This is a genomic window from Massilia cellulosiltytica, assembly GCF_047325105.1.
Classification (GTDB): Bacteria; Pseudomonadota; Gammaproteobacteria; order Burkholderiales; family Burkholderiaceae_D; genus Telluria; species Telluria orientalis.
In genome coordinates this window covers 5,787,048-5,811,807 of the sequence record NZ_CP168562.1, presented here as the reverse complement: position 1 = coordinate 5,811,807, position 24,760 = coordinate 5,787,048, and the positions used below count along the sequence as shown (strand labels likewise).

The window sequence follows — 24,760 nt, the reverse complement described above, 5'->3', positions numbered from 1 at the left end:
CGCCCATGAACAAACGCTTATTCGCATTCGTCGGCGGCATCCTGCTCGCCGCCTCGGCGGTCCACGCCGCGCCCGCCGCACAGCAGGAACCGCTGGAACTCGGCAAGGCCGCCGCCACGCGCTTCACGCTGCAGCGCGACGGCGCGCCCGACATCCGCTACGTCATCTCGCAACCCGCGCACAAGGCGCCGCTCGTGCTGTTCGTGCAGGGGTCGGGTTGCACGCCGCCCTTCGTCGGCCTGGGCACGCCGAACCGTTATTCCACCGTCTTCAATTTCGTGCCGCTGGCGCAGCGGGGCGACTACGCCGTGATGGTGGTCGACAAGCCGTACCAGCCGGACGCCCCGCCTCAAGCGCCGCCGGGCGTGGCGACGGGATGTCCGGCCGCGTTCAACGCCAACTTTTCCTACGACACCTGGCTGGACACGCTGCGCGGCGCGCTGCGCCATGCGCTGGCCTTGCCGTGGGTCGACGGCAGCCGCGTGCTGGTGTTCGGCGTGTCGGAAGGCGCCGTGATGGCCGCGGGCCTGGCGCGCGCGCTGCCCGAGGTGACGCACGTGGCGCTGATCGGCGGCACCGGCACGAGCCAGCTGTTCGACTTCTTTGCCAACGCCTATCGTGCGGGAGATCGCGCGGGAAGCGGCGACGACGACACGCTCGCGCGCCTGCGCGACATCGACGCGACCGTCGACGCGATCAACGCGGACCCGCGCAGCAGCGTGAAATTCGCGTGGGGCCACACCTATCTGCGCTGGAGTTCCTTCTTCGCGCAGGCGCCCGGCGAGAACCTGGTCCAGTCGAAGGCGCGGGTCTGGCTGGCCAGCGGCATGCGCGACGACAGCGTGCCGGTCCTGTCGACCGAGGTCGCGTACGCGCGCCTGCGCGCGCTCGGACGCGACGTCACGTTCCGGCGCCTGCCGCGCGCCGGCCACAACCTGATGGCGGAAGGGGGCTCGATGGCGGACGTGCAGAAGGAGTACGACGCCATCATGGCGTGGTTCGACCGCCGTTGAGCGTTGGCGCTTACGGCTGCAGCGCCTTCTCGATATCGCCCGCGATCTCTTCCGGCTTGGTCTGCGGCGCGTAGCGATGCAGCACGGTGCCGTCGCGGCCGACGAGGAACTTGGTGAAGTTCCATTTGATGCCCTCGGTGCCCAGCACGCCCGGCGCCGCGTTCTTCAGGTATTTCCACAGCGGGTGGGCGCTGTCGCCGTTGACGTCGACCTTGGCGAACATCGGGAACGACACGCCGTAGTTCTTTTCGCAGAACGCGCCGATCTCGGATTCCGTGCCCGGCTCCTGGCTGCCGAACTGGTTGCAGGGGAAGCCCAGCACTTCCAGGCCGCGCGCGTGCAGTTCGCGGTACACGGTCTCGAGGCCCTGGTATTGCGGCGTGAAGCCGCATTTGCTGGCGGTGTTGACGATGAGGAGGACCTTGCCGCGGTACTGGGCCAGGTCGACCGGCTTGCCGTCGAGGGAGGTGGCCTGGAAGTCGAACACGTTCATCGTGGGCTCCTGTAAGCTTGGGTTGATTCGAAGGCAACAGTGTAAGCCAAAGGAGACATCGATGCAGTCCACCGTGAACATTCCCCTGGCCGCCGGCGCGCTGCTCAGCGCCGTCGCCGCGCTGCTCCACCTGGGCATCGTCGCGGGCGGTCCCGCGTGGTACCGCTTCTTCGGCGCGGGCGAACGGTTCGCGCGGGCGGCCGCGCAAGGGCGCTGGTATCCGACCCTCGTCACGCTGGGGATCGCCGCCGTGCTGTTCACCTGGTCCGCGTATGCGCTGGCGGGCGCCGGTGTCATCGGCGCTCTGCCGTTCCTGAAGGCGGCGCTGGTCGCCATCACGGCCGTCTATCTCGTGCGCGGCGTGGCGTTCGCGCCGCTCGTTCGCGCCAGGGGCGGCGCGATCACCCCGTTCGTCGTGTGGAGTTCGGTGATCTGCTTCGGCTACGGGGTGGTGCACCTCGTCGGCCTCGTGCAGCGCTGGGCGGCGCTGTAGCCGACGCGGATCAGAGGAGACCGAGCGTCTCGGTGCCCGCGGAGAAATCGCGGTTCTTCGCATGCTTGCTGTTGAGCTTGATGTTCAGGCGCAGGTCGTTCACGGAGTCCGCATTGCGCAGCGCATCCTCGTAGGTGATCTTGTCCGCCTCGTACAGGTCGAACAGGGCCTGGTCGAACGTCTGCATGCCCAGCTCGCGCGACTTCTTCATGATCTCCTTGATCTCGTGGACCTCGCCCTTGAAGATCAGGTCCGAGATCAGCGGCGAGTTCAGCATGATCTCCATCGCGACCACGCGTCCCTTCGCTTCCTTCTTCGGAATCAGGCGCTGCGAGATCAGTCCCTTCATGTTCAGCGACAGGTCCATCAGCAGCTGCTGGCGGCGCTCCTCCGGGAAGAAGTTGATGATGCGGTCCAGCGCCTGGTTCGAGCTGTTCGCGTGCAGGGTGGCCAGGCACAGGTGGCCCGTCTCGGCGAACGCGATCGCGTGTTCCATCGTCTCGCGGTCGCGAATTTCGCCGATCTGGATCACGTCCGGCGCCTGGCGCAGGGAGTTCTTCAGCGCGGCCTCGAAGCTGTCCGTGTCGACGCCGACCTCGCGCTGCGTGATCACGCAGTTCTTGTGCGGGTGGACGAATTCGACGGGATCCTCGATCGTGATGATGTGGCCGTAGCTGTTCTCGTTGCGGTAGCCGACCATCGTCGCCAGCGTCGTCGATTTACCGGAGCCCGTGGCGCCGACCATGATCACGAGGCCGCGCTTGGTCATGATCACGTCCTTCAGCACCTCCGGCAGGTCGAGGTCCTCGAACTTCGGGATCGTCGTCGTGATCACGCGCAGCACCATGCCCACGGCGCCCATCTGCATGAAGGCGGAGACGCGGAAGCGTCCCAGGTCGCCGGGGCTGATGGCGAAGTTGGCTTCCTTCGAGAGCTCGAAGCCGGCGGCCTGCTTGTCGTTCATGATGGCGCGCGCCAGGTCGGCCGTGTGCGAGGCCGTGAGGGCCTGGCTGGACACGGGCGTCATGCGGCCGTCGATCTTCATCGCGGGCGGGAAGCCGGACGTGATGAACAGGTCGGAACCGCCCTTGCTGACCATCAGGCGCAGCAGGTCGAACATGAATTTGGAGGCCTGGTCGCGTTCCATCGTCGTGCTCCTTCTTTAGCCCGGGAAGTTTTCGGGAATCTTGGCGGCGGCGCGCGCGGCCGCGGACGAGATCACGTTGCGGCGCACGAGGTCCGTCAGGTTCTGGTCCAGCGTCTGCATGCCGACGTTGGAGCCGGTCTGGATCGCGGAATACATCTGCGCGATCTTCGCTTCGCGGATCAGGTTGCGGATGGCCGGCGTGCCGATCATGATCTCGTGCGCGGCCACGCGGCCGGCGCCGTCCTTCGTTTTCAGCAGGGTCTGCGAGATCACGGCCTGCAGCGATTCCGACAGCATCGCGCGCACCATCTCCTTTTCCTCGGCCGGGAACACGTCGACGATACGGTCGATGGTCTTCGCGGCCGACGACGTGTGCAGGGTGCCGAACACGAGGTGGCCCGTCTCGGCGGCGGACAGCGCGAGGCGGATCGTCTCCAGGTCGCGCAGCTCGCCGACGAGGATCGCGTCCGGGTCTTCGCGCAGCGCCGAGCGCAGCGCGTTGTTGAACGACAGCGTGTGCGGACCGACTTCGCGCTGGTTGATCAGGCACTTCTTCGAGTCGTGCACGAACTCGATCGGATCCTCGATGGTGAGGATGTGGCCGTACTCGTTCTCGTTCAGGTGGTTGACCATCGCGGCGAGGGTCGTCGACTTGCCGGAGCCCGTCGGACCCGTCACGAGCACGAGGCCGCGCGGCTTCAATGCGAGGTCGGCGAAGATCTTCGGCGCGTTCAGTTCTTCCAGCGACAGGATCTTCGACGGAATCGTCCGCATCACGGCGGACGCACCGCGTTCCTGGTTGTACGCGTTGACGCGGAAGCGCGCGAGGCCGGGAATCGCGAACGAGAAGTCGCACTCCAGCATCTCTTCGTACTGCTTGCGCTGGCCGTCGTTCATGATGTCATAGATCATGCCGTGCACGTCCTTGTGCTCCAGCGGCGGCAGGTTGATGCGGCGTACGTCGCCATGCACGCGGATCATCGGCGGCAGGCCGGCCGACAGGTGCAGGTCGGAGGCCTTGTTCTTGACCGAGAAAGCGAGCAGTTCGGAGATGTCCATTTATAATGATCCTTTGACGCGGAGATAGAAAACCGTCGTTCCCGACCTGGCCGGTCGCCTTGGCGGGAACCCAATTGCTGCGGGCATGCAGGCTGAGCTTGGATCCCCGCCTGCGCGGGGATGACGATGAGATATCGCACCGCCAGGCTAGAAAAATATTTCCTGAAGAAAACCATTATGTCCACAATCGCAGCCAACTTGCAAGCTGTCGAAGCGACAATCCAGGCCGCTTGCGAGGCCGCGAACCGGCCCCGTTCCACGGTCCAGTTGCTGGCCGTTTCGAAGACGTTTCCGGCAGAAGCCGTGCTGGAAGCGATCGAAGCGGGCCAGCGCGCGTTCGGCGAAAACTATGTGCAGGAAGGCGTCGACAAGATCGCCGCTGTGGCAAAAGCGCGACCTGGCCTGATGCTCGAATGGCATTTCATCGGCCCGATCCAGAGCAACAAGACGCGGCCCATCGCAACCAGCTTCCAATGGGTGCACACGGTCGAACGATTGAAAATCGCGCAGCGCCTGTCCGAACAGCGCCCGGCCGAACTGGGCCCGCTGGATATCTGCCTGCAAGTGAACATCAGCGGCGAGGCCACCAAAAGTGGCGTCAAGCCGGAGGACCTGGAGGGCCTGGCCAAGGCCGTCGTCCAGCTGCCGAACCTGCGCCTGCGCGGGCTGATGGCGATCCCGGAACCGCAGGCCGACCCGGCCCTGCAACGCGCCCCGTTCGCACGCCTGCGCGCACTCGCGCAAGACCTCATCAAAGCCGGCATCCACCTCGACACGCTGTCGATGGGCATGTCCGGCGACCTGCAATCGGCCGTGCTGGAAGGCGCGACCATCGTACGCATCGGCAGCGCCATCTTCGGCGCGCGCCATTACGAATAGGGTACCCATGAAAATCAGTTTCATCGGCGGCGGCAACATGGCCACCGCCCTCATCGCCGGCCTGGCCGGCAAGGTCGCGCAGGCGGCGGACATTCACGTCGTCGACCCGAACGCGGACGCGCTCGAGCGCCTGCGCACGCAATACGGCGTGACGACGTCGCCGGACATCGGCGCGGCCGTCGCCGCCAGCGACGTCATCGTGCTCGCGGTGAAGCCGCAGCAGATGCGCGACGTGACCGTGCACCTGCAATCGCAGCTCGCGAACAAGCCGTTGCTGCTGTCGATCGCGGCGGGCATCCGCGGCGCGGACCTGTCGCGCTGGCTCGGCGGCTACGGCGCCATCGTGCGCACGATGCCGAACACGCCCGCGCTGATCGGGCAGGGCATCACGGGCATGGTGGCGATGGCCGGCGTCAGCGCCGCGCAAAAGGATGCCGCCGACAGCATCATGCGCGCCGTCGGCCAGACCGTCTGGCTCGATGAAGAAAGCCTGATCGATCCGGTGACGGCGGTGTCGGGCAGCGGCCCGGCCTACGTGTTCTACTTCCTCGAAGCGATGCAGCAGGCGGCCGCGGAAATGGGCCTGTCGGCGGAGCAGGGCAAGGCGCTCGCGCTGGCCACGTTCACCGGCGCGGCCCAGCTGGCGGCGCAGTCGGACGAACCCGTCGACGTGCTGCGCCAGCGCGTGACCTCGAAGGGCGGCACCACGCATGCGGCCATCACGAGCATGGAAGCGGCCGGCGTCAAGCAGGCGATCGTCGACGCGATGAAGGCGGCGGCGGCGCGCGGGCGGGAGCTCGGCGCGGAACTGGGCAAGGACGCCTGACATGCTGTCCGCCACCGTGCGCCTGTCCGTCATGTCGATGCTTGCCGCAGGCCTTGCGGCGTGCACGCCGGTCCCGCACGTGGCCCATCTGCGGCCGGCCGTCGACGGGATCGTCCTCGATGAGGGGAAGCCGGTTGCCGGCGTCGAGCTCTTCCTGGCCAAATTCCCCGGCAAGAATCATCCCTGCACCGACGTGGGCGAAGTCATCCCCATGGCGCCCGATGGCCGTTTTTCATGGACGGCGGCCGACGAACGCCGGAGCACGACGTCGCTGCTCAATCCGCCTTCGGTGAGCGGCGCGCTCACGGCCCTGTGCATCCGCCATCCCGCGAAGGGTGTGCTGATCGGGGCCGTGCTGTTCGTGATGCAGAATGAATCCGTCGCGGTGCGTCTCCGTTGCGACGTGGCGCACCCGCGCGCCGGCGGCGGCCCGCACACGGTGTCGGCGATGCTCGGTCAGCCCCAGTATTGCGAGGCGAGCGACGCGGGCTAACGGCCTGGCGCCCCGGCCGCTGCCGGCCGGTTGCCCAGCAGGGCCCAGAGCGAATAGACGCCGATCGCGGTACCGAACGGGAAGTTGAGCAGCCCGAGCACGCTGAATATGATCGTGAACACGCGCCCGGTCGGCGATCCTTTCAGCAGCGCGATCCCGGCGATGGCTTCCGCCGCCAGCAGCAGCGCGAAGAATCCGGCCACCACCGCGCCGAAGCCGAAGAAGAAGTTCGCCACGGCGCCGTCGCCGCCGGCCGAGTCGGCGATGAAGTGGCCGATCCAGTTGGTGCCGAGCGCGAAGATCAGCATCATGCCGGCGCCCAGTACGCCGATGACGATGTGAAGTGCAGCGGTAATGCGAGTGTGGATGTCCATGAGGTTCCCGTTGATAAACCGGCATAGTGTATGCCGGTTTTACCTCGCATAAATACGCACAAAGTCACGTCAGGGCGATGGCGCCTTCAGCCGGAACGAGACATCCCGGTCGCGGTCGACCTCGAGCCGGCCGTCCTTGAACACCAGCTCCGCCACCTGGATGACCGTACGCTGGTTCCAGCGCGCGTCCGTGGCCGCTTCCGTCTCGTTCACCTGGTGGACGAAGTAATAGATGAACGCGCGGTCGCCATCGACGACGACGTCCGCGTGCTGTCCCTTGGCCCGGTCGGTGGCCTTGCGGCCCGGTTCGCCGAGGATGTAGCCTTTCTGTTCCGTCCAGGTACGCGCATCGTCGGACCGCAGCACCATCAGGCCCTTCCACACGTCGACGACCATCCAGTAATACCCCTTGAAGCGGAACACCTTCGGTCCCTCGCCCGTGGTCGGATTGACCGGCTCGTCGCTGACCTTCTTCCACGTGCGCAGGTCCTGGCTGTCGGCGGCCAGGATCTTGCTGCCGGCGCGCTCGTCCTTGTACCACATCCGATAACCCTGTCCGAGCTTGATGACGGTCGGGTCGATCATGCGGCCCGTGTCCAGCTTCACGGTGCCTTCGCACTTCCATGTGGACAGGTCGGTGCTGGTCAGGTGCTCGATGCGGCCATCCGCGCCGGGGCCGCCCCACCGGTGGAAGATGCCAGGCACGATCGTGAGCCACATGTGGTACGTGCCGTTTTCATAGTAGATCTCGGGCGCCCACAGCGTCACGTCCGTGCACGCCTTGGGAAACTCGGCCGTGCCCTGATAGCGCCAGTGCATGCCGTCCGGGGACGTCGCGATGCCGATGGCCGTGCCGTGCACCCATTCGACGTCCTTCGGGTCGGGCAGCTTCATCGTCGCCCTGCGATTGGTATAAAACATCTTCCACAGTTTGGCGGCGCGGTCGTACACGATCGACACATCCGCCGCGCCGTCGTACACGGGGTCGCGGAACACCGGTTTCGGTGCGACGTCGGCCGCGCTGGCCGCCAGCGGCAGCACCAGGGCCAGGGTGGCGAGGAACGATTTCATGGGGTCTCCCTGGACTCAGAACTTGATCGACAGCGGTTTGCCGGCATACGTGACCGACTTCGTCGCGCCCGCCGGTTCGATGGCGGTCGCGTTGTCCCGGCCGACGACGACGACATTCAGCTTGCGCGTCCCGACCAGGCCCTTGAACGTGCCCTTGCGGGCGCCGATGGTCAGCGTGCGCGCGGCGTCGTTCCACGCCAGGTCGTACGTGGCGTACTTGCCCTTTTCGTAGTCGTACGTTTCGTTGTCGTCTTCATAGACCGTGAACTTGCCGTCGGCGCCCGGATAGACGCGGATCTCGTACGGCGCATCCGGCCGCTCGGTGGCGTACTGGACGACGGGGCCCATCGGCACGATCGCACCGGCGCGCACGTACAGCGGGAAGACGTCGAGCGGCACGTCCTTCGCGACCGTGGTGCCGCCTTTGAAGCGCTCGTGCGTCCAGAAGTCGTACCAGTCGGTGCCGGCGGGCAGGTAGGTCTGCATCGTCGTGTCCGGCTTGCCCGACGTTTGCGCCTGCGCGGCCAGTTGCGACGGCGTGCGCCATGCCAGGCGCAGGCTGCGCTCCGACGTGGCGTTGTAATACTCGAGGGTGATGGGGAGGCTCTGGCCCTTTTTCAGGACGACCTTGGTGCCGGCGTAGCGCTTGCCGCCGTTTTTCCAGTCCTCGACGGCGAGCTTGCCGTCGACATACAGGCGGTAACCGTCGTCGCCTTCCGCGCCCAGCTCGTATTCGCCGTCTTCCGGCGCCACGACGGCGCCCGTCCAGCGCGCGGAGAAGTTGTCGAGGCTCGCCAGGCCGGCCGGCATGTCGGCCAGCGGCGGGCCGGGCCACTGGAAGTCGATGGTGGCGTCGACGGTCTTGCCGTGCGGTGTCTCGAAGTTGGTGCCCGCGAAGTATTGGCCAGCCAGTCCGGGCCTGCCGTCGGGCGTGCGCAGCGCGGCCGCCGGGATGGTGGCGGGCGGCGGCGGCTGGAAGCGGTACATCTGGCGCGTGACCGGATGGACGAGGAAGGACGGGCCGAACTGGAACGCGTCGTTGATGTCGCGCACGCGCGGATCGTCCGGGAAATCCATCGGCAGGGCGCGCATCAGCGTGTAGCCGTCGCGGGTGACCTTGCCGGCCAGGCTGTAGGTATAAGGCAGCAGGCGGTAGCGCAGGCGGACGGCGTCGTACAGCGCCTTGTACATCTCGGGATCCGTCTGCTTGAAGAGGTAAGGCTCGCGCTCGATGTCGGTGCCGTGGATGCGCATCAGCGGATTGAAGGCGGCGTATTGCAGCCAGCGGGCGTACAGTTCGCGGTACGACGCATTCTTTTCGCCGCCCGGGAATCCACCCCCGATGAAGAAGCCGGCGGTGTCCTGCGTCCAGTACGGGTTGCCGGTGATGGTGACGTTGACGCCGCCGTTGATCTGCTCAAGCAGGGTTTTCCAGCTCGCCCGCGTGTCGCCCGACCAAGACGCCGCCGCCGTCCGTTGCGCGCCGGCCCAGGCCGAGCGTGTCAGGGTGAACACGCGCTGGTTGCTGGTGGCGCGTTGTCCCTCGTACGTGCCGAGCGTCGTCATCAGCGAGTACGGATTGAGGTAGCGGGCGAAGTCGCCCATGGCGTTGTTGCCGAGTCCCTTGATGTCGCGCTCGTTGTCGGCGGCGTTGTGCGCGGCCGTGCCGACTTCGACCTCGGTCCCGTCCATCCACAGCGCGTCCACGCCCACGTCGAGCAGGCCCTGCTTGACGTGCTTGAAGTAGATCTTGCGGCCTTCGGGGCTGTACGCGTCGTAGATGCGCGCCTTCTTCGAAATCCAGTGCAGCGGTTCGAAGCGCAGCTTGTGCTGGTCGAGTTCATGCGCCAGCGCGGTGTCGTTGCCGATCGAAGGCCAGATCGACACCATCAGCTTCAGGTGCATGTCGTGGATGGCCTTCGTCATGCCCTTCGGATCGGGGAAGCGCTCGCGGTTCCACGTCATGCCGCTCCAGGTACCGTCCTTGTCGCTGCCCCAGTACTGCCAGTCCTGCACAATGTAGTCGAGCGGGAACTGCTCCTTGCGGAACGTGCGTGCCACCTCGACGAGGCGGTCCTGCGTCTGGTAGCGCTCCTTGCTCATGAACAGGCCGAACGCCTGCTTCGGCACCATCGGCGCCGCGCCGGTGAGGTCGCGGTAGCCGGCGACGACGTCGTCCAGCGTGGCGCCGGCCATGAAATAGTAATCGACGCCGCCCGGCGCGCTTTCCGCCCACAGCGACGCGCCCTCGGCGTTATCCGTGAAGCGCATCTTCGAATACGTGTCCCACAGGATGCCGTAGCGTTCCGTCGACATCATGACGGGGATGATGATGCCGATGTTCGTCTGCACCAGCAGCAGGTCCTTGTTGCGGCGGTTGATGTCGCCTTCGCCCACGAACCCGAACCCGTAGATGCCCTCGCCGGGCTTCAGGGTGAACGTGTTGCGCGCTTCATAGGTCGGCGCGCCGGCCAGCTCGATTTTCTTCAGCGTCTGCGGTGCGCTGCGCTTTTCCTGCGTATAGACCTTGCCCTGCGCATCCTGGAACGTGATGGCGCCGGTCGACTTGTCGATGACGATGCGCAGCAGCTTGCTCTCGAGCGTGAGGGAGTCGGCGCCGTCGCGCGTCGTGAAGGCGACGGCCGCGGGCGCGTGCGTCACGACGATGCTCGGATGGCGCCAGAAGTTTTCGCCGAGCGTCGTGTTCACGCGCACTGTCGCCGGGCCGTAGAAGATCACGTTCTTGGTCACGCCGCCGACGCGGACCTGCACGCCGTGCGCGATGGGCGCGTACGAGAAGGACGCCGTCGCGGCGGCGACCGGCAGCAGGTGGCCGTTGGCGTCGAGGCCGGCGAGCGGCGCCGCGTGCGCGCTCGCGGCGAGAGTGGCGAGCAGCGTGAGCGTCGGCAGCGCGGTATGTGGTTTCATGACATTCCTGGTCGATGGATGGCTGGATTAACGCGGGACGTTAGCAGAATAATTTGTTCGGCGATAATACTAATTTTTACGATATCGATAACGAAAACGATATCGCAAAGGCCGCGTACGTACCCCGGCGCGCCGAGATAGCGCTATCATCGTGTGATCACAATAAAGGAGACCTCATGAAGACACTGTTGGTAGCATGCGCCGTCGCGCTCGGCGTCGTCATCCCCGCCTCGGCGCAGCAGGCCGCCGTCCCGGCGGGCGAACGCCACTTCGTGCTGGAGAACACGCAGATCATCCCCGTGCAATCGCAGTCCACGGGCAGGGCGCATGAGCTGGTCGTCGTGCTGCCGTCCAGCTACGCGGCGCATCCGGAAAAGCGCTACCCCGTCCTGTACTACCTCGATGCGTACTGGGACACGCCGCTCCTCACCGCCACCTACGGCAACCTGATCTACGATAACCAGGTCCCCGAATTCATCATGGTGGGCCTGTCGTATCCATCCGGCGCCAACTACGACGTCGAGCGCCGCCGCGACTACACCATCACCGCCACGGACGCGGATTCGGGCAGGGCCGACGCCTTCCTCGGCTTCATCACGAAGGAGGTCGCGCCGCTGATCGAAAGCCGCTTCCGCGCCGAGAAGACGGACCGCGTGATCTCCGGCAGCTCGCTGGGCGGCCTGTTCGCCATCGCGGCCGCGTACAAGGCGCCCGGCTTCTTCGCGGGCCACATCGCGATCAGCCCCGCGGCCGGCTGGGACCACGGCGCGCTCGGCAAGCTCGATGCCGCCTACGCCCGCGACCACAAGGCGCTGCCCGCGCGCATGTTCATCTCGCACGGCAGCATCGAATATCCCGCATTCCAGCAGCCCGTCGTGGCGTTCCAGAAGCAGCTGGGCAACCGCAACTACCAGGGCCTGGCGCTGCAGACGTGGACGATGGAAGGGCTCGATCACACGGCCGTGAAAGGCGACGGCTACGTGCGCGGCCTGATGTGGGTATGGAAGCCGAAGAAGCCGGCCGGGCCGAGCGGGCTGACGAAGGCGATGCAGCAGCAGGGCGAATAGAAGCGTCGTTCAGCGTCCGCGGAAGTGCGACGCCTGCAGGAAGCGCAGGCCGGCGAGCACCTGGTCCACGCGTTCGCCGGACAGCCGGCCGATGCGTGCTCCCAGCCGTGCTTTCGGGATCGCACTGATCTGCGAAGGCAGGACGACGCTGCGTTTCTCGAGTCCGCCCTCGCCGGGTTCCAGCGGCACGCAACCGGGCTCGCTTGCCCGCCTGAGGTTCGTCGTCAGGGCGCAGACGATCACGGTGTCGATGCGCGAATGGTTGAACAGGTCGTCCTGCACCACGAGGTGCGGATGGGGATAGCCGGGCACCGAGCCGCGCGCGCCGTCCGGCGCTACCCAGTAGAGCTCCCCCTTGTCGATGCGCCGCGCGGGCGTGTGGTCGTTGTCCATGTGGTTTCCAATCCGTGGAATGATAGGATAGCGCTTTACGCACCATCCAGAGGAAGCCATGACCATATTCGCCATGCCCGTATTCGACGCCACCGTCATCTACGAAGGCAAGGAGCTGTTCAAGGGCCAGGGCGCCGCGCGCGGCTGGGCCGAGAAGCTGGCCAGGGAAATCGAGACGCCCGTCACGGTCGAGAAGATCGGCACCGGCTGGGCACTGTGCGCGCAGCTGGACGGCGTCGATTGCCGCTGGGGCATCCTGGGCCAGCGCTTGAAGCGGTTGGACTGATGGCCGCGTTGACGGTCGCGCGGATCCTGCATGCGGGCTACGTGTTCACATGCGAGGGTACGCGCATCGCTTTCGACACCATCTTCGAAAACCCGTTCAGCCGCAACTGCCACGCGTTCCCGGACGTGCGCTTCGACGAAGCGCTGATCCGGCGCCAGCGCTTCGATGCCGTCTTCATCTCCCACTTCCACGACGACCACTGCTCGCTCGAGAGCCTGGACCTGCTGGACCGCGCGACGCCGCTATACATCTACTGCCTGTTCGATGAGCTGTTCGACATGGTGCGCGCGCTGGGTTTCAGCCACGTGCATGCGCTGCAGCTGGACGTGCCCGTGGACGTCGGCCCGTTCCAGGTCGTGCCGCGCGAAGCGATGGATGCCGAAGTCGACTCGATGTTCCAGGTCCGTGCCGCCGGGCTGAACATCCTGAACGTGGTCGACTCGTGGATCGACGATGCGGCGCTCGCGCGTCTCGTCGCCGAGAAACCGTGGGACCTCGTGCTGTTTCCGTTCCAGACGATGCGCGAGATCGAGGTGCTGGCCCCGACGCGCGCCGAACCCGCGCCGCCGGCGCTGCCGGAGGAATGGCTGGAGCAGTTGCAGGCCCTGGACCCGCGCTTCGTCGTGCCGAGCTCCTGCCAGTTCCGGCTCGAACCCTGGTCGTGGTACAACCGGGCGTTCTTCCCGATCTCGTATGCGCGCTTCACCGACGAGGTGCAGGCGGTGCTGCCGCACGCGCGCGTCGTGCGCATGGATCCGTCGGTCTCGATGGTGCTGGATACCGACGGATTGCATCCGGCGCCGCCGCTGGATTGGGTCATTCCCGTCGGCGCGCAGGACGTCGACTACATCTATGAGGGCAATGCCGACGCGCCGCCCACGGCCGACATCGCCCGCCATTTCCCCGCGCTGACGGCGGACCAGTGGACGCGCGTGCTGGACTTCTGCCGCACCGGCCTGGCGGACCGCTACGCCGCGCTGGATGACGAGAGCGAGTATTTCGACAGCCCGCGCCTCTGGCAGTTGTCGATCCACGATCATGCGGGCGAGGTGACGCGCTTCCGCTACCGGCTGTCGCCGGGCAGCGCGGACCTGGTCGACGATGATGGGCCACTGGGCTGGACCACCGGAATCCCCGCCGTGAAACTGTACGCGGCGCTGGAACTGGGCGAGTCGCTGACGTCGCTGTACATGCGCATCAACGATGCCGTGTTCGATGCGGACACGGAGCGCGACCTGGCGCAGGCCGACGTGGTCGAGGATCCGCTGATCCGCTGCCTGTTCAGCGAGGGCTTCGGCGCCTACCAGCGGGCGCAGTTGCGCCGGTTGCTCAGCCCGGCGGTCCCAGGTCCAGTTCCGATTGCTCCGGAGGATACGTGATGCGCAGGCCTTCGACGTGGGCGAAGGGCGTCAGCTTGTGCGCCTTGCGCTGGCGCGCATCGATGATGTCGTCGACTGGCACGCCGCGCACCAGCAGCGCATCGGCGACGAGCGAGCGGTGGCAGCGCCACGGCACGGCTTCCGCGCACATCAGCGCGCAGGGCCGGGTCTGCGCGAGTTCGATGACCGCGTCGACGTTGGCCGCGAATTCGTCGGTCTGCATGTAGTCCGCGTAGCCGCGGAACGACGTGTTGCGCCAGGCGGCATTCGGTGAATCCTTGAGCGGGCGGCGCAGGCCGCCGAGGCCTTTGATGTATCGGTATTCGATGCCGGCATCAAGCAGCGAGGCCGCGAGTTCATCCTGCCCGAATTGCGGATTGTGGCGCGATTTGGGGACGGTCCGGATATCGAGCAGGCAGGCGATGCCGTTCTGCCAGAGCAGTCCGATGAACTCCTCGATCGTACGGTTCGAATGCCCGATGGTGCAGACGGGTGCGGGTGTCATGGCCTTATTCTGGCACGGCCGCGCGGGGCGGGGCGCCCGCTTCCTTACAGACTGAAACGTCTCTTACACCGACCGCACAGAGCGTTTCAAGCGCGCGCGCTACGATGAAGTCATCCACTTCAATCGGGAGAACAAAATGACACTCAATAATCGCCCCCTCCTGCGCATCGCCGCGATCCTGGCCTTGAGCGCCGCCACCACGTCCGCGTTCGCGCAGAGCGCCGAATACCGCCGCGGCTATGACGACGGCTATGCCGCCGGCCTGCGCGAAGCCGGCGGCGGCCGCGGTGAAGGCCGCGGCTCGCGCATCTTCGTCGAAGACGCGGAATACGGCACGCACTTCGCTTCCTGCGACGCACGCCGCGCCGTGCGTTATCAGGTCGAACGCAATCGCGGCACCGTCCGTGCCGACAATCAGCTGTGCGGCGATCCGGCGCGCGGGGAGTCGAAGCGGTTGCGCATCGTGTACCGGTGCGGTGACAGCGAGGCCGTCCGCGTCATTGCGCGCGAGAATGAGTCGGTGCGGTTGAGCTGCCGGAGGTAAATGGGTTGCCCGGCGCGTGGCGCGCGATGCGCTGGGCGAAAATAGTCGCTAGAATCGCGCTATGGTAACTGTCTGATTTCCTCGATCCGCGATCTCATCGGTCAGCCGAATCCATCGGCTTGCCGGAGTTCGCGCGTCAGTACCCTGAATCCATCATGGTTATACAAGGAAAGCAGACATGGACTATCAAGACGTTCTCGATTTTTGGTACGGTACCCCGTCAAGCCAGGGCTACGGCGCCCCGCGCGACGCGTGGTTCAGCGCCGACCCCGATTTCGATACGGTGATCGCTACCCGCTTTGGCGAGACGATCGACCAGGCTCTCGCGGGAGGGCTGCGCCACTGGGATACCAACGGGCCCTCCGGAACACTTGCCCGCATCATCGTTCTCGACCAATTCACGCGCAACGTTTTCCGCGGCAACGCAAAATCGTTCAGTGGAGACGGTCTTGCTCTCGAGGCGGCTCAGCAGCTGCGGACCAGTGGTGCTCATCTATATCTGAGGCCGCTTGAGCGCTGGTTCGCATATATGCCGTTCGAGCACGCAGAGGACTTGGCCATGCAAGACATTTCAGTTGCGCTGTTCACGACACTGGCGGACGACTGCCCGGGTTTTGACGAAGTGCTCGGATGGGTGCGAAAGTATCGCGATGTCATTGCCCGGTTCGGCCGATTCCCGTTTCGCAACAGCATACTCGGCCGTACTTCGACCGCTGAGGAAATCGCCTTTCTGAGCCGGCTCGGATACGCTGGGTCGCCTCACTAAGGCCTGCCACAAGCCGAGCTTTCGGCTTGTGCGACCTGCCGCTAGTGCGCCGCCAGCGTCAGCGCAATCCCCATCTCCCGATACGGCCGCAACACTTCCTCGCCGGTCGCCGCCGGCACCACCATCCCGCTGATCTCGGCCAGCCCGACGATCCGGTACGGGGATGCAGTGGCCAGTTTCTCCGACGACGCCAGCACGATGGTCTCGGCCGCCGCATGGCACAGCGCCCGCTTGATGCACGCTTCTTCGTAATCGCCGGTCGACAGCCCGCTCTCGGGATGCACGCTCGTCACGCCCATGAAATACGTGTCGGCGCGGATCCGGGCGATCGCTTCCAGGGTCGCCGCGCCCACGCCGACGGCCGAGTGGCGGAACAGGCGGCCGCCGAGCATGATCACGTCGATGTCCGGATGGTCCATCAGCTCCATCGCGATGGACGGGCTGTGCGTGACGACCGTCGCTCCCAGGCGCCGCGGCAGCGCACGCACGAGTTGCGCGCACGTCGTGCCGCCGTCGACGAACACGACCTGGCCCGGCTGCACGAGCGCGGCGGCGGCGCGGCCGATGGCGGCCTTGTCGTCGGTGGCGATAGCGTGGCGCGTGGCGAAGTCCGCCAGCGCCGGGCTGGCGGGCAGGGCGCCGCCGTGCACCCGCTGCAGCAGGCCTTCCTTGGCGAGCTCGCGCAGGTCGCGCCGGACCGTGTCTTCCGACACGCCCAGTTCCGCGCTCATCTTCGTGGCGACGATCTGGCCGTCGCGCCGCAACACGTCCATCAGATACTGCTTGCGCTGGCTCGTCAGCATGCCGTCCTTTCGTCGTGCTTGACATTGCACGATACTGCACGATAGTTTACACGAACTTCAATGACTGGAGAATATCGTGCAGGATCATGTGGAAATCAGGCAGGTCGAGCTGCTCTCGGACGACTGGGGCATCCTGAACAAGACGACGTTCGCGCTGCGCACGGCCGAAGGCGGCTGGGATGTGCAGACCCGGGAAACCTATGACCGCGGCAATGGCGCGACGCTGCTGCTGGTCAACCGCGCGCGGCGCACCGTCGTGCTGACCCGCCAGTTCCGCCTGCCGGCCTATGTGAACGGCCACGACGGCTTCCTCGTCGAGGCGGCGGCGGGCCTGCTCGACGGCGCCAGTCCGGAAGAACGCATCCGTGCCGAGGTCGAAGAGGAGACCGGCTACCGCGTCGGCAAGGTCATCCGCTTGTGGGATGCGTTCATGAGCCCCGGCAGCGTGACGGAGCGCCTGCACTTCTTCGTGGCCGAGTACGAGGCGCGCGACCGCGTGGGACCCGGCGGCGGCGTGGCGGCCGAGGGCGAGCGGCTGGACGTGCTGGAACTGGACATCGACGCGGCGCTGGCCATGATCGGCACGGGCATCGTCGACGGCAAGACGATCATGCTGCTGCAGTACGCGCGCTTGCACCTGTTCGCGCCGCGCGGGATGATGATTCTGGTCGCGGGCCCGTACCGGTCCGGCACGGACGGCGACCCGGACCGTGTCGCGGCCAACGTCGCGGCGATGGAAGCGTGCGTGATGCCGTTGTACGAGGCCGGACATCTGCCCGTGCTGGGCGAATGGCTTGCGTTGCCGACGGTGCGCCTGGCCGGATCGCAGGCGCCGGGGGACGCGGTGTTCGACGCCGTGTTCCATCCGCATGCGCAGCGCCTGCTGGAGCGGTGCGATGCCGTCCTGCGCATCGGCGGCGCGTCGGAAGGGGCGGACCTGATGGTGGCGACGGCGCGGAAGCTGGGCAAGCGCGTGTACGCGTCCATGGAAGAGATTCCACCCGCGCCCAGCCTTGGTACAATCACATCACCATGAACAAGACTGCCATCTCCCTCATGCTGGGCGCGACGCTGGTCGCATCGCTGTCCGCCTGCAGCAGCAAGACGTCGGCCAACGAAAAGAACTTCGGCCTCACCGTCTCCCAGTATTTCGACAAGAAGGGCGACCTGTGCCTGGATCCCATCAAATGGCCGGTCGACGTGTATGAAACCGACATCCGCCAGCAGAAGATGTACCCGGACGGCGTGGCCGGCCAGATGTCGGCGCTGGAATCCGTCGGCCTTGCCAGGAGCGAGGACGTGGAATTACCCGGCGCCGTCGTCAATGGCAAGCCGAGCGGGGTGAAGGTCAAGCGCTACACGATGGCCGATGCCGCGAAGCCTTACCTGCACGCGAACGCCGGGAAGCAGCCGCGCATCTGCTGGGGGCGCAAGTCGCTGAGCAAGGTGCTCCGCTGGGCGGACCCGGCCAAGGTGGGGGACCACGAGGAGAGCAGCGTGATCTACACCTATCAGCTGTCGAACGTGGCCGACTGGGCCCGCAAGCCGCAGGTCAAGGAAGCGTTCCCCGAAGTCGGGCGGAACGTCGACGGCGAGCGCTCCCAGAAGGAAAAACTGTACGTCAAGCTGACGCCGAATGGCTGGGAAGCGCTCGGCCTCAACGACTAGCGGCGCAGCTGCGCGAGGATGCCCAGCGCGCCGCGCGCCATCTTCACCGCCGACAGCGCCGACGTGACGAGCCCGGCCAGGCGCTTGCGGCGCATGAGGACGAGCCCCAGTGCGGCGCCGGCCGCACCCAGCACCAGCTTGCGGTTGGCGGCGACATAGCCCATGACCGGATGCCCGGCCAGTGCATTCGACGGACGCAGCGCCTTCAGCTCGTAGGCGAGGCCCACGCGCTGTTCGGCGCATTGTTCGATCAGGGCCGCGCGGCGGGTGGCGAGATCAGGCTTGTTCATCGGTTGCCTCCGCATGATGTTGGGCCAGGCCATGGCGCAGGTAGTCGACGTCGTTGCGCAGTTCGGCCAGCGTGGCCGAGAGCAGCGGCGCTTCCGCGGTCATGCTGGCGCGGACTTTCATGAGGATGATGCCGGCCAGCGCGCCGAACAGGACGGCCATGCCGCCGACGGCTTGCAGGCGGTACGTGTCCCAGAAGACGGCAATGACGAACAGCGCGGCCAGCAGGAGGGCGCCGGCCGCGAGGAACACGGCCAGCAGGGTCCACGCGAGGTGGCCCAGCAGGCGGCGTGCGTCTTCCTGGAATTCGACCGCGGCCAGCTCCAGCCGCGTGCCCGCCATCGCGACGAGCGTCGCAGCGATCCGGCCTGCCGTCGCGACGACTCCCATTACTTACGCGCGATCAGCATGCCGATCACGACACCGACGGCGGTGCCCAGGCCGACGGCCTTCCACGGATTCTCCTTGACGTATTCGTCGGTGGCCTTGGCGGCGACCTTGGCTTTTTCGACCGCGGCTTCTTCCAGGCGGACGATGTCTTCCTTGGCCTTGACCAGGGTGCGTTCGAACTTGACCTTGGCGGCCTTGAATTCTTCGCCGGTCAGGTGGCCGCTGTGGCGCAGCCACGCTTCCGCGTCCTGGATGACGGTCTTCAGGTCGGACAGCAGCTGGTCGCGGGCGCCGGACTGGGTCGGGATTTTTTCCATCATGGGGGGAACCTCTCGTTATGGGTTATTCAGGGAACAATATTATCCTAATGCATAGTCTAGCGCGACGCCAGCAAACACGGCCGCACCCAACCAATTGTTGTGGTTGAACGCGGTAAAACACTTCATGCGGTCGCGGCCGCGGATCAGGGTGTAGTGGTAGATGGCCATCCCGGCCGCGACGGCGATGCCCGCCACGAACCACCAGCGCAGGCCCAGCGACCAGCCGCACACGAGGTCGATGCCCAGCGTCGCCGCGTAGCACAGCATGATCGCGGCGACGTCGTAGCGGCCGAACGTGATGGCGGACGTGCGGATGCCGATGATCAGGTCGTCGTCGCGGTCGACCATCGCATACTCGGTGTCGTAGGCCAGCGACCAGAACACATTGGCGACCAGCAGCCACCACGCGACGGCCGGGACGTGGTCCTGCACGGCCGCGAACGCCATCGGGATGCCGAAGCCGAACGCGATGCCGAGGTAGGCCTGCGGCAGCGCGAAGAAACGCTTGAAATACGGATAGCTGGCCGCGACGACCACGGCCACGACGGAGAGCTGCTTCGTCAGCGTGTTCAGCGGCAGGATCAGCAGGAACGAGACGATCGCGAGCACCGCCGCCACCATCAGCGCTTCCCAGCCCTTGATGCGGCCGCTCGTCAGCGGGCGGTCGACCGTACGCTTGACGTGGCGGTCGAAGTCGCGGTCGGCGTAGTCGTTGATCGCGCAGCCGCTTGACCGCATCAGCGCCGTGCCGACGACGAAGATGGCGAGGATCATCGGATCGGGATGGCCGTTCGATGCCATCCACAAGGCCCACAGCGTGGGCCACAGCAGCAGCAGGATGCCGATGGGCTTGTGGCCCCGGACCAGGCGGAAATAAAGCGCCAGCTTGTTCATTGTGCGTTCGAATTGAAAATCTGCAAGGTCAGGATTGTAGCCTGTCGGGGCGCGCCCGGCTGTACGGCGCAGGACGATACGCGGCGATCATGCGCACGTCGACGATGCACAAGGCATGGCGCACGCGCGCGCTCTACGATGCCGGCTTCGGATCAAGGAGAATGCATATGCGGTTCGTAACCATGGTGGTGGCCGGAATCGGACTCGGAAGCTGCCTGCTCGCGCAGGCCGGCGGGCAGGAGCAGGGCGCGTGGACGGAGGCGCGGTCGCTGCGCGAGCTCCCGGCCGGCATCCAGGCGCTGCTGGGCGTGGGACTCGGACTCGCGGGCATCGCCGACCGGGGCGGCGATTTCAGCGAGACCGACGCCAGCGACGACAGCATGCCGCGGCGCCGCTTCGTGCTCGGGGTCGTGAACGGCGGCACGGCGCTGGTCGCGCTGGAGCAGGGCGGCCGCGTCTATGCCGTGCGCGCCGTCGAATTCAAACAGGAAGGCAGCACGTGGGACGCGGTGCGATGCGCGCCGCTGGTGTCGGTGCCGCAGCGGGGCACGGAACTGTTCGGCGCGCTGTCCGGAAAGCAGGCGGGACCTTGCGGCGGTATCGGCATCCGGACGGACGATGCGGACGCGGCACCCACCGCGGCCGCGCCGGTCCTGCCCGCGCGCGTCAGGCCGCGGCCTGGAGCGTGACCATCTCGACGCCGGGCAGCCCGCAGTCGGCCACGGCCTTGACGACGGCATCGATGGCCGCGCGGCGCGTAAAACTCTTGCGCCATACGATCACGACGCGGCGCGACGGGACCGGATCCTGGAACCGGACGAAGGTCAGCATGCCGTTCGGATCCTTCATGTCCGGCACGGAGGCGCGCGGCAGCACGGTCAGGCCGATGCCGCTCGCGACCATGTGCCGGATCGTCTCCAGCGACGAGCCCTCGAAGGTGCGCTGCATGCCGTTGCCCGGCGACGAAGAGAAGCGCGCCATCTCCGGGCAGACTTCGAGCACCTGGTCGCGGAAGCAGTGGCCGGCGCCCAGCAGCAGCATCGTCTCGCTCTTGAGGTCCTCGGCTGCGATCTCGGTGCGCGTCGACCACGGGTGGTTCTTCGGCATCGCGACGACGAACGGTTCGTCGTACAGCGCCTGCACGGCCATGCCGTGTTCCGGCAGCGGCAGGGCCATGATCGCGGCGTCCAGCTCGCCCTGGCGCAGCAGGTCGAGCAGTTTCACCGTGAAATTCTCCTGCAGCACGAGCGGCATCTGCGGCACGTTCGCGATCAGGTTTTTCACGAGCGGCGGCAGCAGGTACGGGCCGATGGTGTAGATCACACCGAGGCGCAGCGGGCCGGACAGCGGGTCCTTGTTCTGCTTGGCCAATTCCTTGATGGCGGCCGTCTGCTCGAGCACGCGCTCGGCCTGGGCGACGATCTGCGCGCCCAGCGGCGTCACGGACACTTCCGAGCCGCCCCGTTCGAACAGCGTGACGCCGAGTTCGTCCTCGAGTTTCTTGATGGCGACGGACAGCGTGGGCTGGGCGACGAAGCAGGCTTCGGCCGCATGTCCGAAATGGCGGGCGCGTGCGACGGCGACGATGTATTTCAGTTCGGTCAGTGTCATGGGATCGGAGTGTATTGAACGGCCGTGTTCTCGAAGACACGTTTGCCTGCCTTTTAAGCAGTCTGTCACTATTTTACCGGTAAAGCCATGGATATAATGGCCGGGCAGGCGATGTTGCCTTGCGTTAATAGGAAGACATCCATGTCCTCGACCTTCGGCCCGGCGGAAGCCCAGGCCTATATGCACAAGCTGCTCACTGTCATGCACCAGCAGGGCGGCTCCGACCTGTTCATCTCGGCCGACTTCCCGCCCAGCATGAAGCACCAGGGCGCGATGAAACCCCTGAGCCAGCAGCGCCTGACGGGCGACATTACGCGCGCGCTGTCCCTCTCCCTCATGAACGAGCGGCAGCGGACCGAGTTCGAAGCCGAGATGGAGTGCAACTTCGCGATTTCCCTGCCGGGCGTGTGCCGGTTCCGCGTGAACGTGTTCGTGCAGCAGCAGAGCGTAGGCATGGTCGTGCGGACCATTGCATCGGAAATCCCGAACTTCGAAAAACTCGACCTGCCCGAGGTCTTGAAAGATGTCGTGATGACGAAGCGGGGCCTCGTCCTCGTCGTCGGCGGCACGGGTTCCGGCAAGTCGACGACGCTGGCGGCGATGATCGATTACCGCAACAGCAACTCGGCCGGCCACATCATCACGGTCGAGGATCCCGTCGAATACGTTCACAAGAACAAGAGCTGCCTGATCACGCACCGCGAGGTGGGCGTCGACACGCTGTCGTGGCACAACGCGCTGAAGAACACGTTGCGCCAGGCGCCGGACGTGATCCTGATCGGTGAAATCCGCGACACGGAAACGATGGAACACGCGATTGCGTTCGCCGAAACAGGTCATTTGTGCCTCGGCACGCTGCACGCGAACAATGCGAACCAGACGATGGACCGCATCATCAACTTCTTCCCGGAAGAGCGCAGGAATCAATTGCTGATGGACTTGTCGTCGAACCTGCGTGCCATCGTCTCGCAGCGCCTGGTCCGCACGGAAGACGGCAAGGGGCGCAAGGCGGCCATCGAGATCCTGCTGAACACGCCGACGATCGGCGAGATGATCCTGAAAGGCAGCTTCCAGAGCATCAAGGAGATCATGCACAAGTCGCGCGAGCTGGGCATGTGCACGTTCGACCAGGCGTTGTTCGAGCTCTACAACAAGGGTTACATCAGTTACGACGAAGCGATCCGCAACGCCGATTCCGCGAACGGCCTGCGCCTGCAGATCAAGCTGTCGGGCGAGAGAAAAGCGCCGGGCGAGGGCGGCGGCGCCACGAAGCCGGCCGAGCTGTCGATGCTGATCGACGAGCCGGAAGAGGAACCGCCGGCCGCAAGTTAAAATGCACGCCATGGCTACCTTCGAACAAAAACTCTGCACCCGCGCCACCTTGCCGCAACGCATCGCCGACCTGCCGAAACCCGTCGTGCTGACGAACGGCGTGTTCGACATCCTGCATCGCGGCCACGTGACGTATCTCGCCCAGGCCCGCGAACTGGGCGCGTCGCTCGTCGTCGCCGTCAACACGGACGCGTCCGTGAAACGCCTGGGCAAGGGCGACGACCGCCCGCTGAACACGCTGGCCGACCGCATGGCCGTGCTGGCCGCGCTGGAATCCGTCAGCCTCGTCGTGGAATTCGACGAGGACACGGCGCTGGAAGTCGTCCAGGAAGCCCGCCCTGACATCTATGCCAAGGGCGGCGACTACGTCATGAGCGCCATCCCGGAAGGGAAGGAAGTGATTGCCTACGGCGGCAAGGCCGTCGCGATCGATTTCGCGCACGACCGCTCGACGACGAAGCTCGTTGCGAAGATCCGGCAGTTCGGCTGATCCTCAGCCCCCGCCCGCGTACCCGTTCTGGCGCCACGCCTCGTAGACGACGACGGCCACCGTATTCGACAGGTTCAGGCTACGGTTGCCCGGCATCATCGGCAGGCGGATGCGTTGGGCCGGCGGGAACGATTCGCGCAAGGCCGGATCCAGGCCGCGCGACTCGGCGCCGAATACGAACACGTCGCCCGGGCGGAACGCGGCATCCGCGAACGGCGACGAGCCGTGCGTCGTCATGGCGAACATCCGGGTGGGGTCCGGCTGCGTGTCGGCCAGGAAGGCGTCCCAGTTCTTGTGGACCTTCATCGTGGCGTAATCGTGGTAGTCGAGACCGGCGCGGCGCATCTTGGCATCGTCCAGTGGGAAGCCGAGCGGCTCGACCAGGTGCAGTTGCGCCCCCGTGTTCGCGCACAGGCGGATGATGTTGCCCGTGTTGGGCGGGATTTCGGGTTCGACCAGTACGACGTGAAACAAAATCAATCTCCTAAGATTGTCATCCCCGCGCATGCGGGGATTCGAGGTTTTATTGGTGGGGCGGCGTGCGCGCGAACACAAAATTCGTCACGCGCACCGCGCCGAACCGTTTAAAAGTGGCGGCCAGTTCGCCCAGCGTGTGGCCGCTCGTCATGACGTCGTCGACGAGGCCGACGTGGCGGCCTTCCACGAGGTCCGGGGCCTCCACGGCGAACGCGCCGCGCACGTTTTGCGCCCGCACGCTCGGGGCCACGCCCGACTGCGCCGGCGTGTCGAGCGTGCGCAGCGCCAGCGCCGGATGACATGCTACCCCGAGCGCCGCCGCCAGGGGGCGCGCGATTTCCAGCGCCTGGTTGAAGCCGCGTTCGACGAGCCGGCCCGGACCCAGCGGGACGGGGCACAGCAGATCGGGCAGCGGCAGGCCGGGCCGGGCCAGCACGGCATCGCGGATCTGGCGCGCGCACCACGGCGCGAGCGCGAGGCGGGCGCCGAATTTTAATTGAAGCACGAGCTGGTCGAGGGGGATTGCGTAATCGACGGCGGCAATGGTGGCGTCGAAGGCGGGCGGATTGGCCAGGCAAGTGCCGCAGACCAACGTCGAACCATGTGCGTCGCCCGCGCCCCAATCACCGTCGTCCCCGCGCAGGCGGGGACCCAAGTTTGCTTGCGTTCCCGGCAACTCCAACTTGGGCTCCCGCCTGCGCGGGAGCGACGGTATCTCGGCAAGCGGGTTTGCGCATTGGCCGCACCGCATTCGTCGCGCCCCCGCATACG

Annotated in this window: 30 protein-coding genes and 1 pseudogene; 15 read left to right on the top strand and 16 right to left on the bottom strand. The window is 66.2% G+C overall.

Annotation, left to right across the window (positions count from 1 at the left end; all coding sequences use genetic code 11):
- Positions 1-5: 5 nt before the first annotated feature.
- Complete coding sequence (locus tag ACEN9H_RS25450) at positions 6-1,013, top strand: alpha/beta hydrolase family protein (protein ID WP_413672525.1); 1,008 nt, start codon at positions 6-8, stop codon at positions 1,011-1,013.
- Between the two features lie 10 nt (positions 1,014-1,023).
- On the opposite strand, the gene ACEN9H_RS25445 is transcribed toward ACEN9H_RS25450, so the two are convergent.
- Complete coding sequence (locus ACEN9H_RS25445; protein ID WP_371768748.1) at positions 1,024-1,506, bottom strand: glutathione peroxidase; 483 nt, start codon at positions 1,504-1,506, stop codon at positions 1,024-1,026.
- Between the two features lie 61 nt (positions 1,507-1,567).
- Here ACEN9H_RS25445 and ACEN9H_RS25440 point away from each other — a divergent pair, with 61 nt between their 5' ends.
- The gene (locus tag ACEN9H_RS25440; RefSeq protein WP_413672524.1) at positions 1,568-1,999 is read left to right on the top strand and encodes a hypothetical protein; all 432 of its coding nucleotides are present in this window, start codon (positions 1,568-1,570) and stop codon (positions 1,997-1,999) included.
- Between the two features lie 10 nt (positions 2,000-2,009).
- Here ACEN9H_RS25440 and ACEN9H_RS25435 read toward each other — a convergent pair whose 3' ends face one another.
- Both ACEN9H_RS25435 and ACEN9H_RS25430 read right to left on the bottom strand, forming a co-directional pair.
- Positions 2,010-3,146, bottom strand: a complete 1,137-nt coding sequence (locus ACEN9H_RS25435) for a PilT/PilU family type 4a pilus ATPase (protein WP_056122526.1) — start codon at positions 3,144-3,146, stop codon at positions 2,010-2,012.
- A 15-nt stretch (positions 3,147-3,161) separates the two neighbouring features.
- Positions 3,162-4,205 carry a type IV pilus twitching motility protein PilT gene (locus ACEN9H_RS25430; protein WP_160409673.1) on the bottom strand — a complete coding sequence of 348 codons (1,044 nt, stop codon included), beginning with the start codon at positions 4,203-4,205 and terminating at the stop codon, positions 3,162-3,164.
- 177 nt (positions 4,206-4,382) lie between these two features.
- Between ACEN9H_RS25430 and ACEN9H_RS25425 the strand changes: the two genes are divergently transcribed.
- The 3 genes from ACEN9H_RS25425 to ACEN9H_RS25415 are packed head-to-tail and all read left to right on the top strand — an operon-like array spanning position 4,383 to position 6,403.
- On the top strand, positions 4,383-5,084 hold the full coding sequence (locus ACEN9H_RS25425) for a YggS family pyridoxal phosphate-dependent enzyme (protein ID WP_413672523.1): 702 nt from the start codon (positions 4,383-4,385) through the stop codon (positions 5,082-5,084).
- 7 nt (positions 5,085-5,091) lie between these two features.
- Complete coding sequence (proC, locus tag ACEN9H_RS25420; protein WP_160409671.1) at positions 5,092-5,910, top strand: pyrroline-5-carboxylate reductase; 819 nt, start codon at positions 5,092-5,094, stop codon at positions 5,908-5,910.
- 1 nt (position 5,911) lies between these two features.
- On the top strand, positions 5,912-6,403 hold the full coding sequence (locus tag ACEN9H_RS25415) for a hypothetical protein (protein WP_413672522.1): 492 nt from the start codon (positions 5,912-5,914) through the stop codon (positions 6,401-6,403).
- Here ACEN9H_RS25415 and ACEN9H_RS25410 read toward each other — a convergent pair.
- From ACEN9H_RS25410 to ACEN9H_RS25400, 3 genes are all read right to left on the bottom strand, one after another.
- Positions 6,400-6,777: a hypothetical protein gene (locus tag ACEN9H_RS25410; RefSeq protein WP_413672521.1), complete on the bottom strand. Its 378-nt coding sequence runs from the start codon at positions 6,775-6,777 to the stop codon at positions 6,400-6,402. The genes ACEN9H_RS25415 and ACEN9H_RS25410 overlap by 4 nt on opposite strands.
- Positions 6,778-6,846: 69 nt before the next feature.
- Positions 6,847-7,848, bottom strand: a complete 1,002-nt coding sequence (locus ACEN9H_RS25405; RefSeq protein WP_413672520.1) for a family 43 glycosylhydrolase — start codon at positions 7,846-7,848, stop codon at positions 6,847-6,849.
- Between the two features lie 15 nt (positions 7,849-7,863).
- Positions 7,864-10,776 (bottom strand): TIM-barrel domain-containing protein, encoded by a 2,913-nt coding sequence (locus tag ACEN9H_RS25400; RefSeq protein ID WP_413672519.1) that lies wholly within the window; start codon positions 10,774-10,776, stop codon positions 7,864-7,866.
- A gap of 176 nt (positions 10,777-10,952) precedes the next feature.
- Between ACEN9H_RS25400 and ACEN9H_RS25395 the strand changes: the two genes are divergently transcribed.
- Positions 10,953-11,843, top strand: coding sequence for an alpha/beta hydrolase (locus ACEN9H_RS25395; protein ID WP_413672518.1), 891 nt, complete (start codon positions 10,953-10,955; stop codon positions 11,841-11,843).
- A 9-nt stretch (positions 11,844-11,852) separates the two neighbouring features.
- Here ACEN9H_RS25395 and ACEN9H_RS25390 read toward each other — a convergent pair whose 3' ends face one another.
- Positions 11,853-12,236, bottom strand: coding sequence for a type II toxin-antitoxin system PemK/MazF family toxin (locus ACEN9H_RS25390; RefSeq protein WP_413672517.1), 384 nt, complete (start codon positions 12,234-12,236; stop codon positions 11,853-11,855).
- A gap of 58 nt (positions 12,237-12,294) precedes the next feature.
- Here ACEN9H_RS25390 and ACEN9H_RS25385 point away from each other — a divergent pair, with 58 nt between their 5' ends.
- Together ACEN9H_RS25385 and ACEN9H_RS25380 are read left to right on the top strand one after the other, a co-directional pair.
- Positions 12,295-12,522 carry a hypothetical protein gene (locus tag ACEN9H_RS25385; protein WP_258853303.1) on the top strand — a complete coding sequence of 76 codons (228 nt, stop codon included), beginning with the start codon at positions 12,295-12,297 and terminating at the stop codon, positions 12,520-12,522.
- Positions 12,522-13,901: an MBL fold metallo-hydrolase gene (locus tag ACEN9H_RS25380; protein WP_413672516.1), complete on the top strand. Its 1,380-nt coding sequence runs from the start codon at positions 12,522-12,524 to the stop codon at positions 13,899-13,901. The genes ACEN9H_RS25385 and ACEN9H_RS25380 overlap by 1 nt, the downstream gene beginning before the upstream one ends.
- On the opposite strand, the gene ACEN9H_RS25375 is transcribed toward ACEN9H_RS25380, so the two are convergent.
- Entirely contained in the window at positions 13,852-14,406 is a 555-nt protein-coding gene (locus tag ACEN9H_RS25375) for a DUF488 family protein (RefSeq protein WP_413672515.1), read from the bottom strand. The two genes, ACEN9H_RS25380 and ACEN9H_RS25375, sit on opposite strands and share 50 nt — an antisense overlap.
- Positions 14,407-14,542: 136 nt before the next feature.
- Between ACEN9H_RS25375 and ACEN9H_RS25370 the strand changes: the two genes are divergently transcribed.
- Complete coding sequence (locus ACEN9H_RS25370; RefSeq protein WP_413672514.1) at positions 14,543-14,950, top strand: hypothetical protein; 408 nt, start codon at positions 14,543-14,545, stop codon at positions 14,948-14,950.
- Positions 14,951-15,128: 178 nt separating this feature from the next.
- Positions 15,129-15,716, top strand: coding sequence for a DUF924 family protein (locus tag ACEN9H_RS25365; protein WP_371768739.1), 588 nt, complete (start codon positions 15,129-15,131; stop codon positions 15,714-15,716).
- Positions 15,717-15,757: 41 nt separating this feature from the next.
- On the opposite strand, the gene ACEN9H_RS25360 is transcribed toward ACEN9H_RS25365, so the two are convergent.
- Complete coding sequence (locus ACEN9H_RS25360) at positions 15,758-16,519, bottom strand: DeoR/GlpR family DNA-binding transcription regulator (protein ID WP_056122571.1); 762 nt, start codon at positions 16,517-16,519, stop codon at positions 15,758-15,760.
- Between the two features lie 73 nt (positions 16,520-16,592).
- Here ACEN9H_RS25360 and ACEN9H_RS25355 point away from each other — a divergent pair.
- Positions 16,593-17,162 (top strand): annotated as a pseudogene (locus ACEN9H_RS25355) (NUDIX domain-containing protein); the annotation flags it as partial.
- Positions 17,163-17,551: 389 nt separating this feature from the next.
- A complete protein-coding gene (locus ACEN9H_RS25350) occupies positions 17,552-18,187 on the top strand; it encodes a hypothetical protein (RefSeq protein WP_082577018.1) in 636 nt (211 codons plus the stop codon).
- Here ACEN9H_RS25350 and ACEN9H_RS25345 read toward each other — a convergent pair.
- Genes ACEN9H_RS25345 through ubiA form a run of 4 tightly spaced genes read right to left on the bottom strand, consistent with a single transcriptional unit; the run spans position 18,184 to position 20,079 of the window.
- Positions 18,184-18,477, bottom strand: coding sequence for a hypothetical protein (locus tag ACEN9H_RS25345; protein ID WP_160409660.1), 294 nt, complete (start codon positions 18,475-18,477; stop codon positions 18,184-18,186). The genes ACEN9H_RS25350 and ACEN9H_RS25345 overlap by 4 nt on opposite strands.
- Positions 18,464-18,865, bottom strand: a complete 402-nt coding sequence (locus ACEN9H_RS25340) for a phage holin family protein (RefSeq protein WP_413672513.1) — start codon at positions 18,863-18,865, stop codon at positions 18,464-18,466. The genes ACEN9H_RS25345 and ACEN9H_RS25340 overlap by 14 nt, the downstream gene beginning before the upstream one ends.
- Complete coding sequence (locus tag ACEN9H_RS25335) at positions 18,865-19,185, bottom strand: DUF883 family protein (RefSeq protein WP_056122587.1); 321 nt, start codon at positions 19,183-19,185, stop codon at positions 18,865-18,867. The genes ACEN9H_RS25340 and ACEN9H_RS25335 overlap by 1 nt, the downstream gene beginning before the upstream one ends.
- 39 nt (positions 19,186-19,224) lie before the next feature.
- The gene (gene ubiA, locus ACEN9H_RS25330) at positions 19,225-20,079 is read right to left on the bottom strand and encodes a 4-hydroxybenzoate octaprenyltransferase (RefSeq protein ID WP_413672512.1); all 855 of its coding nucleotides are present in this window, start codon (positions 20,077-20,079) and stop codon (positions 19,225-19,227) included.
- A gap of 167 nt (positions 20,080-20,246) precedes the next feature.
- Between ubiA and ACEN9H_RS25325 the strand changes: the two genes are divergently transcribed.
- Positions 20,247-20,768 carry a hypothetical protein gene (locus tag ACEN9H_RS25325; protein WP_413672511.1) on the top strand — a complete coding sequence of 174 codons (522 nt, stop codon included), beginning with the start codon at positions 20,247-20,249 and terminating at the stop codon, positions 20,766-20,768.
- Here the strand turns inward: ACEN9H_RS25325 and ACEN9H_RS25320 are convergent.
- Positions 20,746-21,690: a hydrogen peroxide-inducible genes activator gene (locus ACEN9H_RS25320; RefSeq protein WP_056122596.1), complete on the bottom strand. Its 945-nt coding sequence runs from the start codon at positions 21,688-21,690 to the stop codon at positions 20,746-20,748. The genes ACEN9H_RS25325 and ACEN9H_RS25320 overlap by 23 nt on opposite strands.
- 141 nt (positions 21,691-21,831) lie before the next feature.
- On the opposite strand from ACEN9H_RS25320, the gene ACEN9H_RS25315 reads away from it, so the two are divergent.
- The gene (locus tag ACEN9H_RS25315; protein WP_056328022.1) at positions 21,832-23,022 is read left to right on the top strand and encodes a PilT/PilU family type 4a pilus ATPase; all 1,191 of its coding nucleotides are present in this window, start codon (positions 21,832-21,834) and stop codon (positions 23,020-23,022) included.
- Between the two features lie 10 nt (positions 23,023-23,032).
- On the top strand, positions 23,033-23,512 hold the full coding sequence (gene rfaE2, locus ACEN9H_RS25310) for a D-glycero-beta-D-manno-heptose 1-phosphate adenylyltransferase (RefSeq protein WP_056123581.1): 480 nt from the start codon (positions 23,033-23,035) through the stop codon (positions 23,510-23,512).
- A gap of 3 nt (positions 23,513-23,515) precedes the next feature.
- Here rfaE2 and trmL read toward each other — a convergent pair whose 3' ends face one another.
- Together trmL and ACEN9H_RS25300 are read right to left on the bottom strand one after the other, a co-directional pair.
- Positions 23,516-23,986 carry a tRNA (uridine(34)/cytosine(34)/5-carboxymethylaminomethyluridine(34)-2'-O)-methyltransferase TrmL gene (gene trmL / locus ACEN9H_RS25305; protein WP_056122601.1) on the bottom strand — a complete coding sequence of 157 codons (471 nt, stop codon included), beginning with the start codon at positions 23,984-23,986 and terminating at the stop codon, positions 23,516-23,518.
- 49 nt (positions 23,987-24,035) lie between these two features.
- A complete protein-coding gene (locus tag ACEN9H_RS25300; protein WP_413672510.1) occupies positions 24,036-24,644 on the bottom strand; it encodes a ComF family protein in 609 nt (202 codons plus the stop codon).
- Positions 24,645-24,760 lie beyond the last annotated feature (116 nt).

What these genes read in the sequence shown, in the direction of transcription:
- ACEN9H_RS25450 (WP_413672525.1), top strand. Translation starts at nt 6, where the DNA reads ATGAACAAACGCTTATTCGCATTCGTCGGCGGCATCCTGCTCGCCGCC.
- ACEN9H_RS25445 (WP_371768748.1), bottom strand. Translation starts at nt 1,506, where the DNA reads ATGAACGTGTTCGACTTCCAGGCCACCTCCCTCGACGGCAAGCCGGTC.
- ACEN9H_RS25440 (WP_413672524.1), top strand. Translation starts at nt 1,568, where the DNA reads ATGCAGTCCACCGTGAACATTCCCCTGGCCGCCGGCGCGCTGCTCAGC.
- ACEN9H_RS25435 (WP_056122526.1), bottom strand. Translation starts at nt 3,146, where the DNA reads ATGGAACGCGACCAGGCCTCCAAATTCATGTTCGACCTGCTGCGCCTG.
- ACEN9H_RS25430 (WP_160409673.1), bottom strand. Translation starts at nt 4,205, where the DNA reads ATGGACATCTCCGAACTGCTCGCTTTCTCGGTCAAGAACAAGGCCTCC.
- ACEN9H_RS25425 (WP_413672523.1), top strand. Translation starts at nt 4,383, where the DNA reads ATGTCCACAATCGCAGCCAACTTGCAAGCTGTCGAAGCGACAATCCAG.
- proC (WP_160409671.1), top strand. Translation starts at nt 5,092, where the DNA reads ATGAAAATCAGTTTCATCGGCGGCGGCAACATGGCCACCGCCCTCATC.
- ACEN9H_RS25415 (WP_413672522.1), top strand. Translation starts at nt 5,912, where the DNA reads ATGCTGTCCGCCACCGTGCGCCTGTCCGTCATGTCGATGCTTGCCGCA.
- ACEN9H_RS25410 (WP_413672521.1), bottom strand. Translation starts at nt 6,777, where the DNA reads ATGGACATCCACACTCGCATTACCGCTGCACTTCACATCGTCATCGGC.
- ACEN9H_RS25405 (WP_413672520.1), bottom strand. Translation starts at nt 7,848, where the DNA reads ATGAAATCGTTCCTCGCCACCCTGGCCCTGGTGCTGCCGCTGGCGGCC.
- ACEN9H_RS25400 (WP_413672519.1), bottom strand. Translation starts at nt 10,776, where the DNA reads ATGAAACCACATACCGCGCTGCCGACGCTCACGCTGCTCGCCACTCTC.
- ACEN9H_RS25395 (WP_413672518.1), top strand. Translation starts at nt 10,953, where the DNA reads ATGAAGACACTGTTGGTAGCATGCGCCGTCGCGCTCGGCGTCGTCATC.
- ACEN9H_RS25390 (WP_413672517.1), bottom strand. Translation starts at nt 12,236, where the DNA reads ATGGACAACGACCACACGCCCGCGCGGCGCATCGACAAGGGGGAGCTC.
- ACEN9H_RS25385 (WP_258853303.1), top strand. Translation starts at nt 12,295, where the DNA reads ATGACCATATTCGCCATGCCCGTATTCGACGCCACCGTCATCTACGAA.
- ACEN9H_RS25380 (WP_413672516.1), top strand. Translation starts at nt 12,522, where the DNA reads ATGGCCGCGTTGACGGTCGCGCGGATCCTGCATGCGGGCTACGTGTTC.
- ACEN9H_RS25375 (WP_413672515.1), bottom strand. Translation starts at nt 14,406, where the DNA reads ATGACACCCGCACCCGTCTGCACCATCGGGCATTCGAACCGTACGATC.
- ACEN9H_RS25370 (WP_413672514.1), top strand. Translation starts at nt 14,543, where the DNA reads ATGACACTCAATAATCGCCCCCTCCTGCGCATCGCCGCGATCCTGGCC.
- ACEN9H_RS25365 (WP_371768739.1), top strand. Translation starts at nt 15,129, where the DNA reads ATGGACTATCAAGACGTTCTCGATTTTTGGTACGGTACCCCGTCAAGC.
- ACEN9H_RS25360 (WP_056122571.1), bottom strand. Translation starts at nt 16,519, where the DNA reads ATGCTGACGAGCCAGCGCAAGCAGTATCTGATGGACGTGTTGCGGCGC.
- ACEN9H_RS25350 (WP_082577018.1), top strand. Translation starts at nt 17,552, where the DNA reads ATGAACAAGACTGCCATCTCCCTCATGCTGGGCGCGACGCTGGTCGCA.
- ACEN9H_RS25345 (WP_160409660.1), bottom strand. Translation starts at nt 18,477, where the DNA reads ATGAACAAGCCTGATCTCGCCACCCGCCGCGCGGCCCTGATCGAACAA.
- ACEN9H_RS25340 (WP_413672513.1), bottom strand. Translation starts at nt 18,865, where the DNA reads ATGGGAGTCGTCGCGACGGCAGGCCGGATCGCTGCGACGCTCGTCGCG.
- ACEN9H_RS25335 (WP_056122587.1), bottom strand. Translation starts at nt 19,185, where the DNA reads ATGATGGAAAAAATCCCGACCCAGTCCGGCGCCCGCGACCAGCTGCTG.
- ubiA (WP_413672512.1), bottom strand. Translation starts at nt 20,079, where the DNA reads ATGAACAAGCTGGCGCTTTATTTCCGCCTGGTCCGGGGCCACAAGCCC.
- ACEN9H_RS25325 (WP_413672511.1), top strand. Translation starts at nt 20,247, where the DNA reads ATGCGGTTCGTAACCATGGTGGTGGCCGGAATCGGACTCGGAAGCTGC.
- ACEN9H_RS25320 (WP_056122596.1), bottom strand. Translation starts at nt 21,690, where the DNA reads ATGACACTGACCGAACTGAAATACATCGTCGCCGTCGCACGCGCCCGC.
- ACEN9H_RS25315 (WP_056328022.1), top strand. Translation starts at nt 21,832, where the DNA reads ATGTCCTCGACCTTCGGCCCGGCGGAAGCCCAGGCCTATATGCACAAG.
- rfaE2 (WP_056123581.1), top strand. Translation starts at nt 23,033, where the DNA reads ATGGCTACCTTCGAACAAAAACTCTGCACCCGCGCCACCTTGCCGCAA.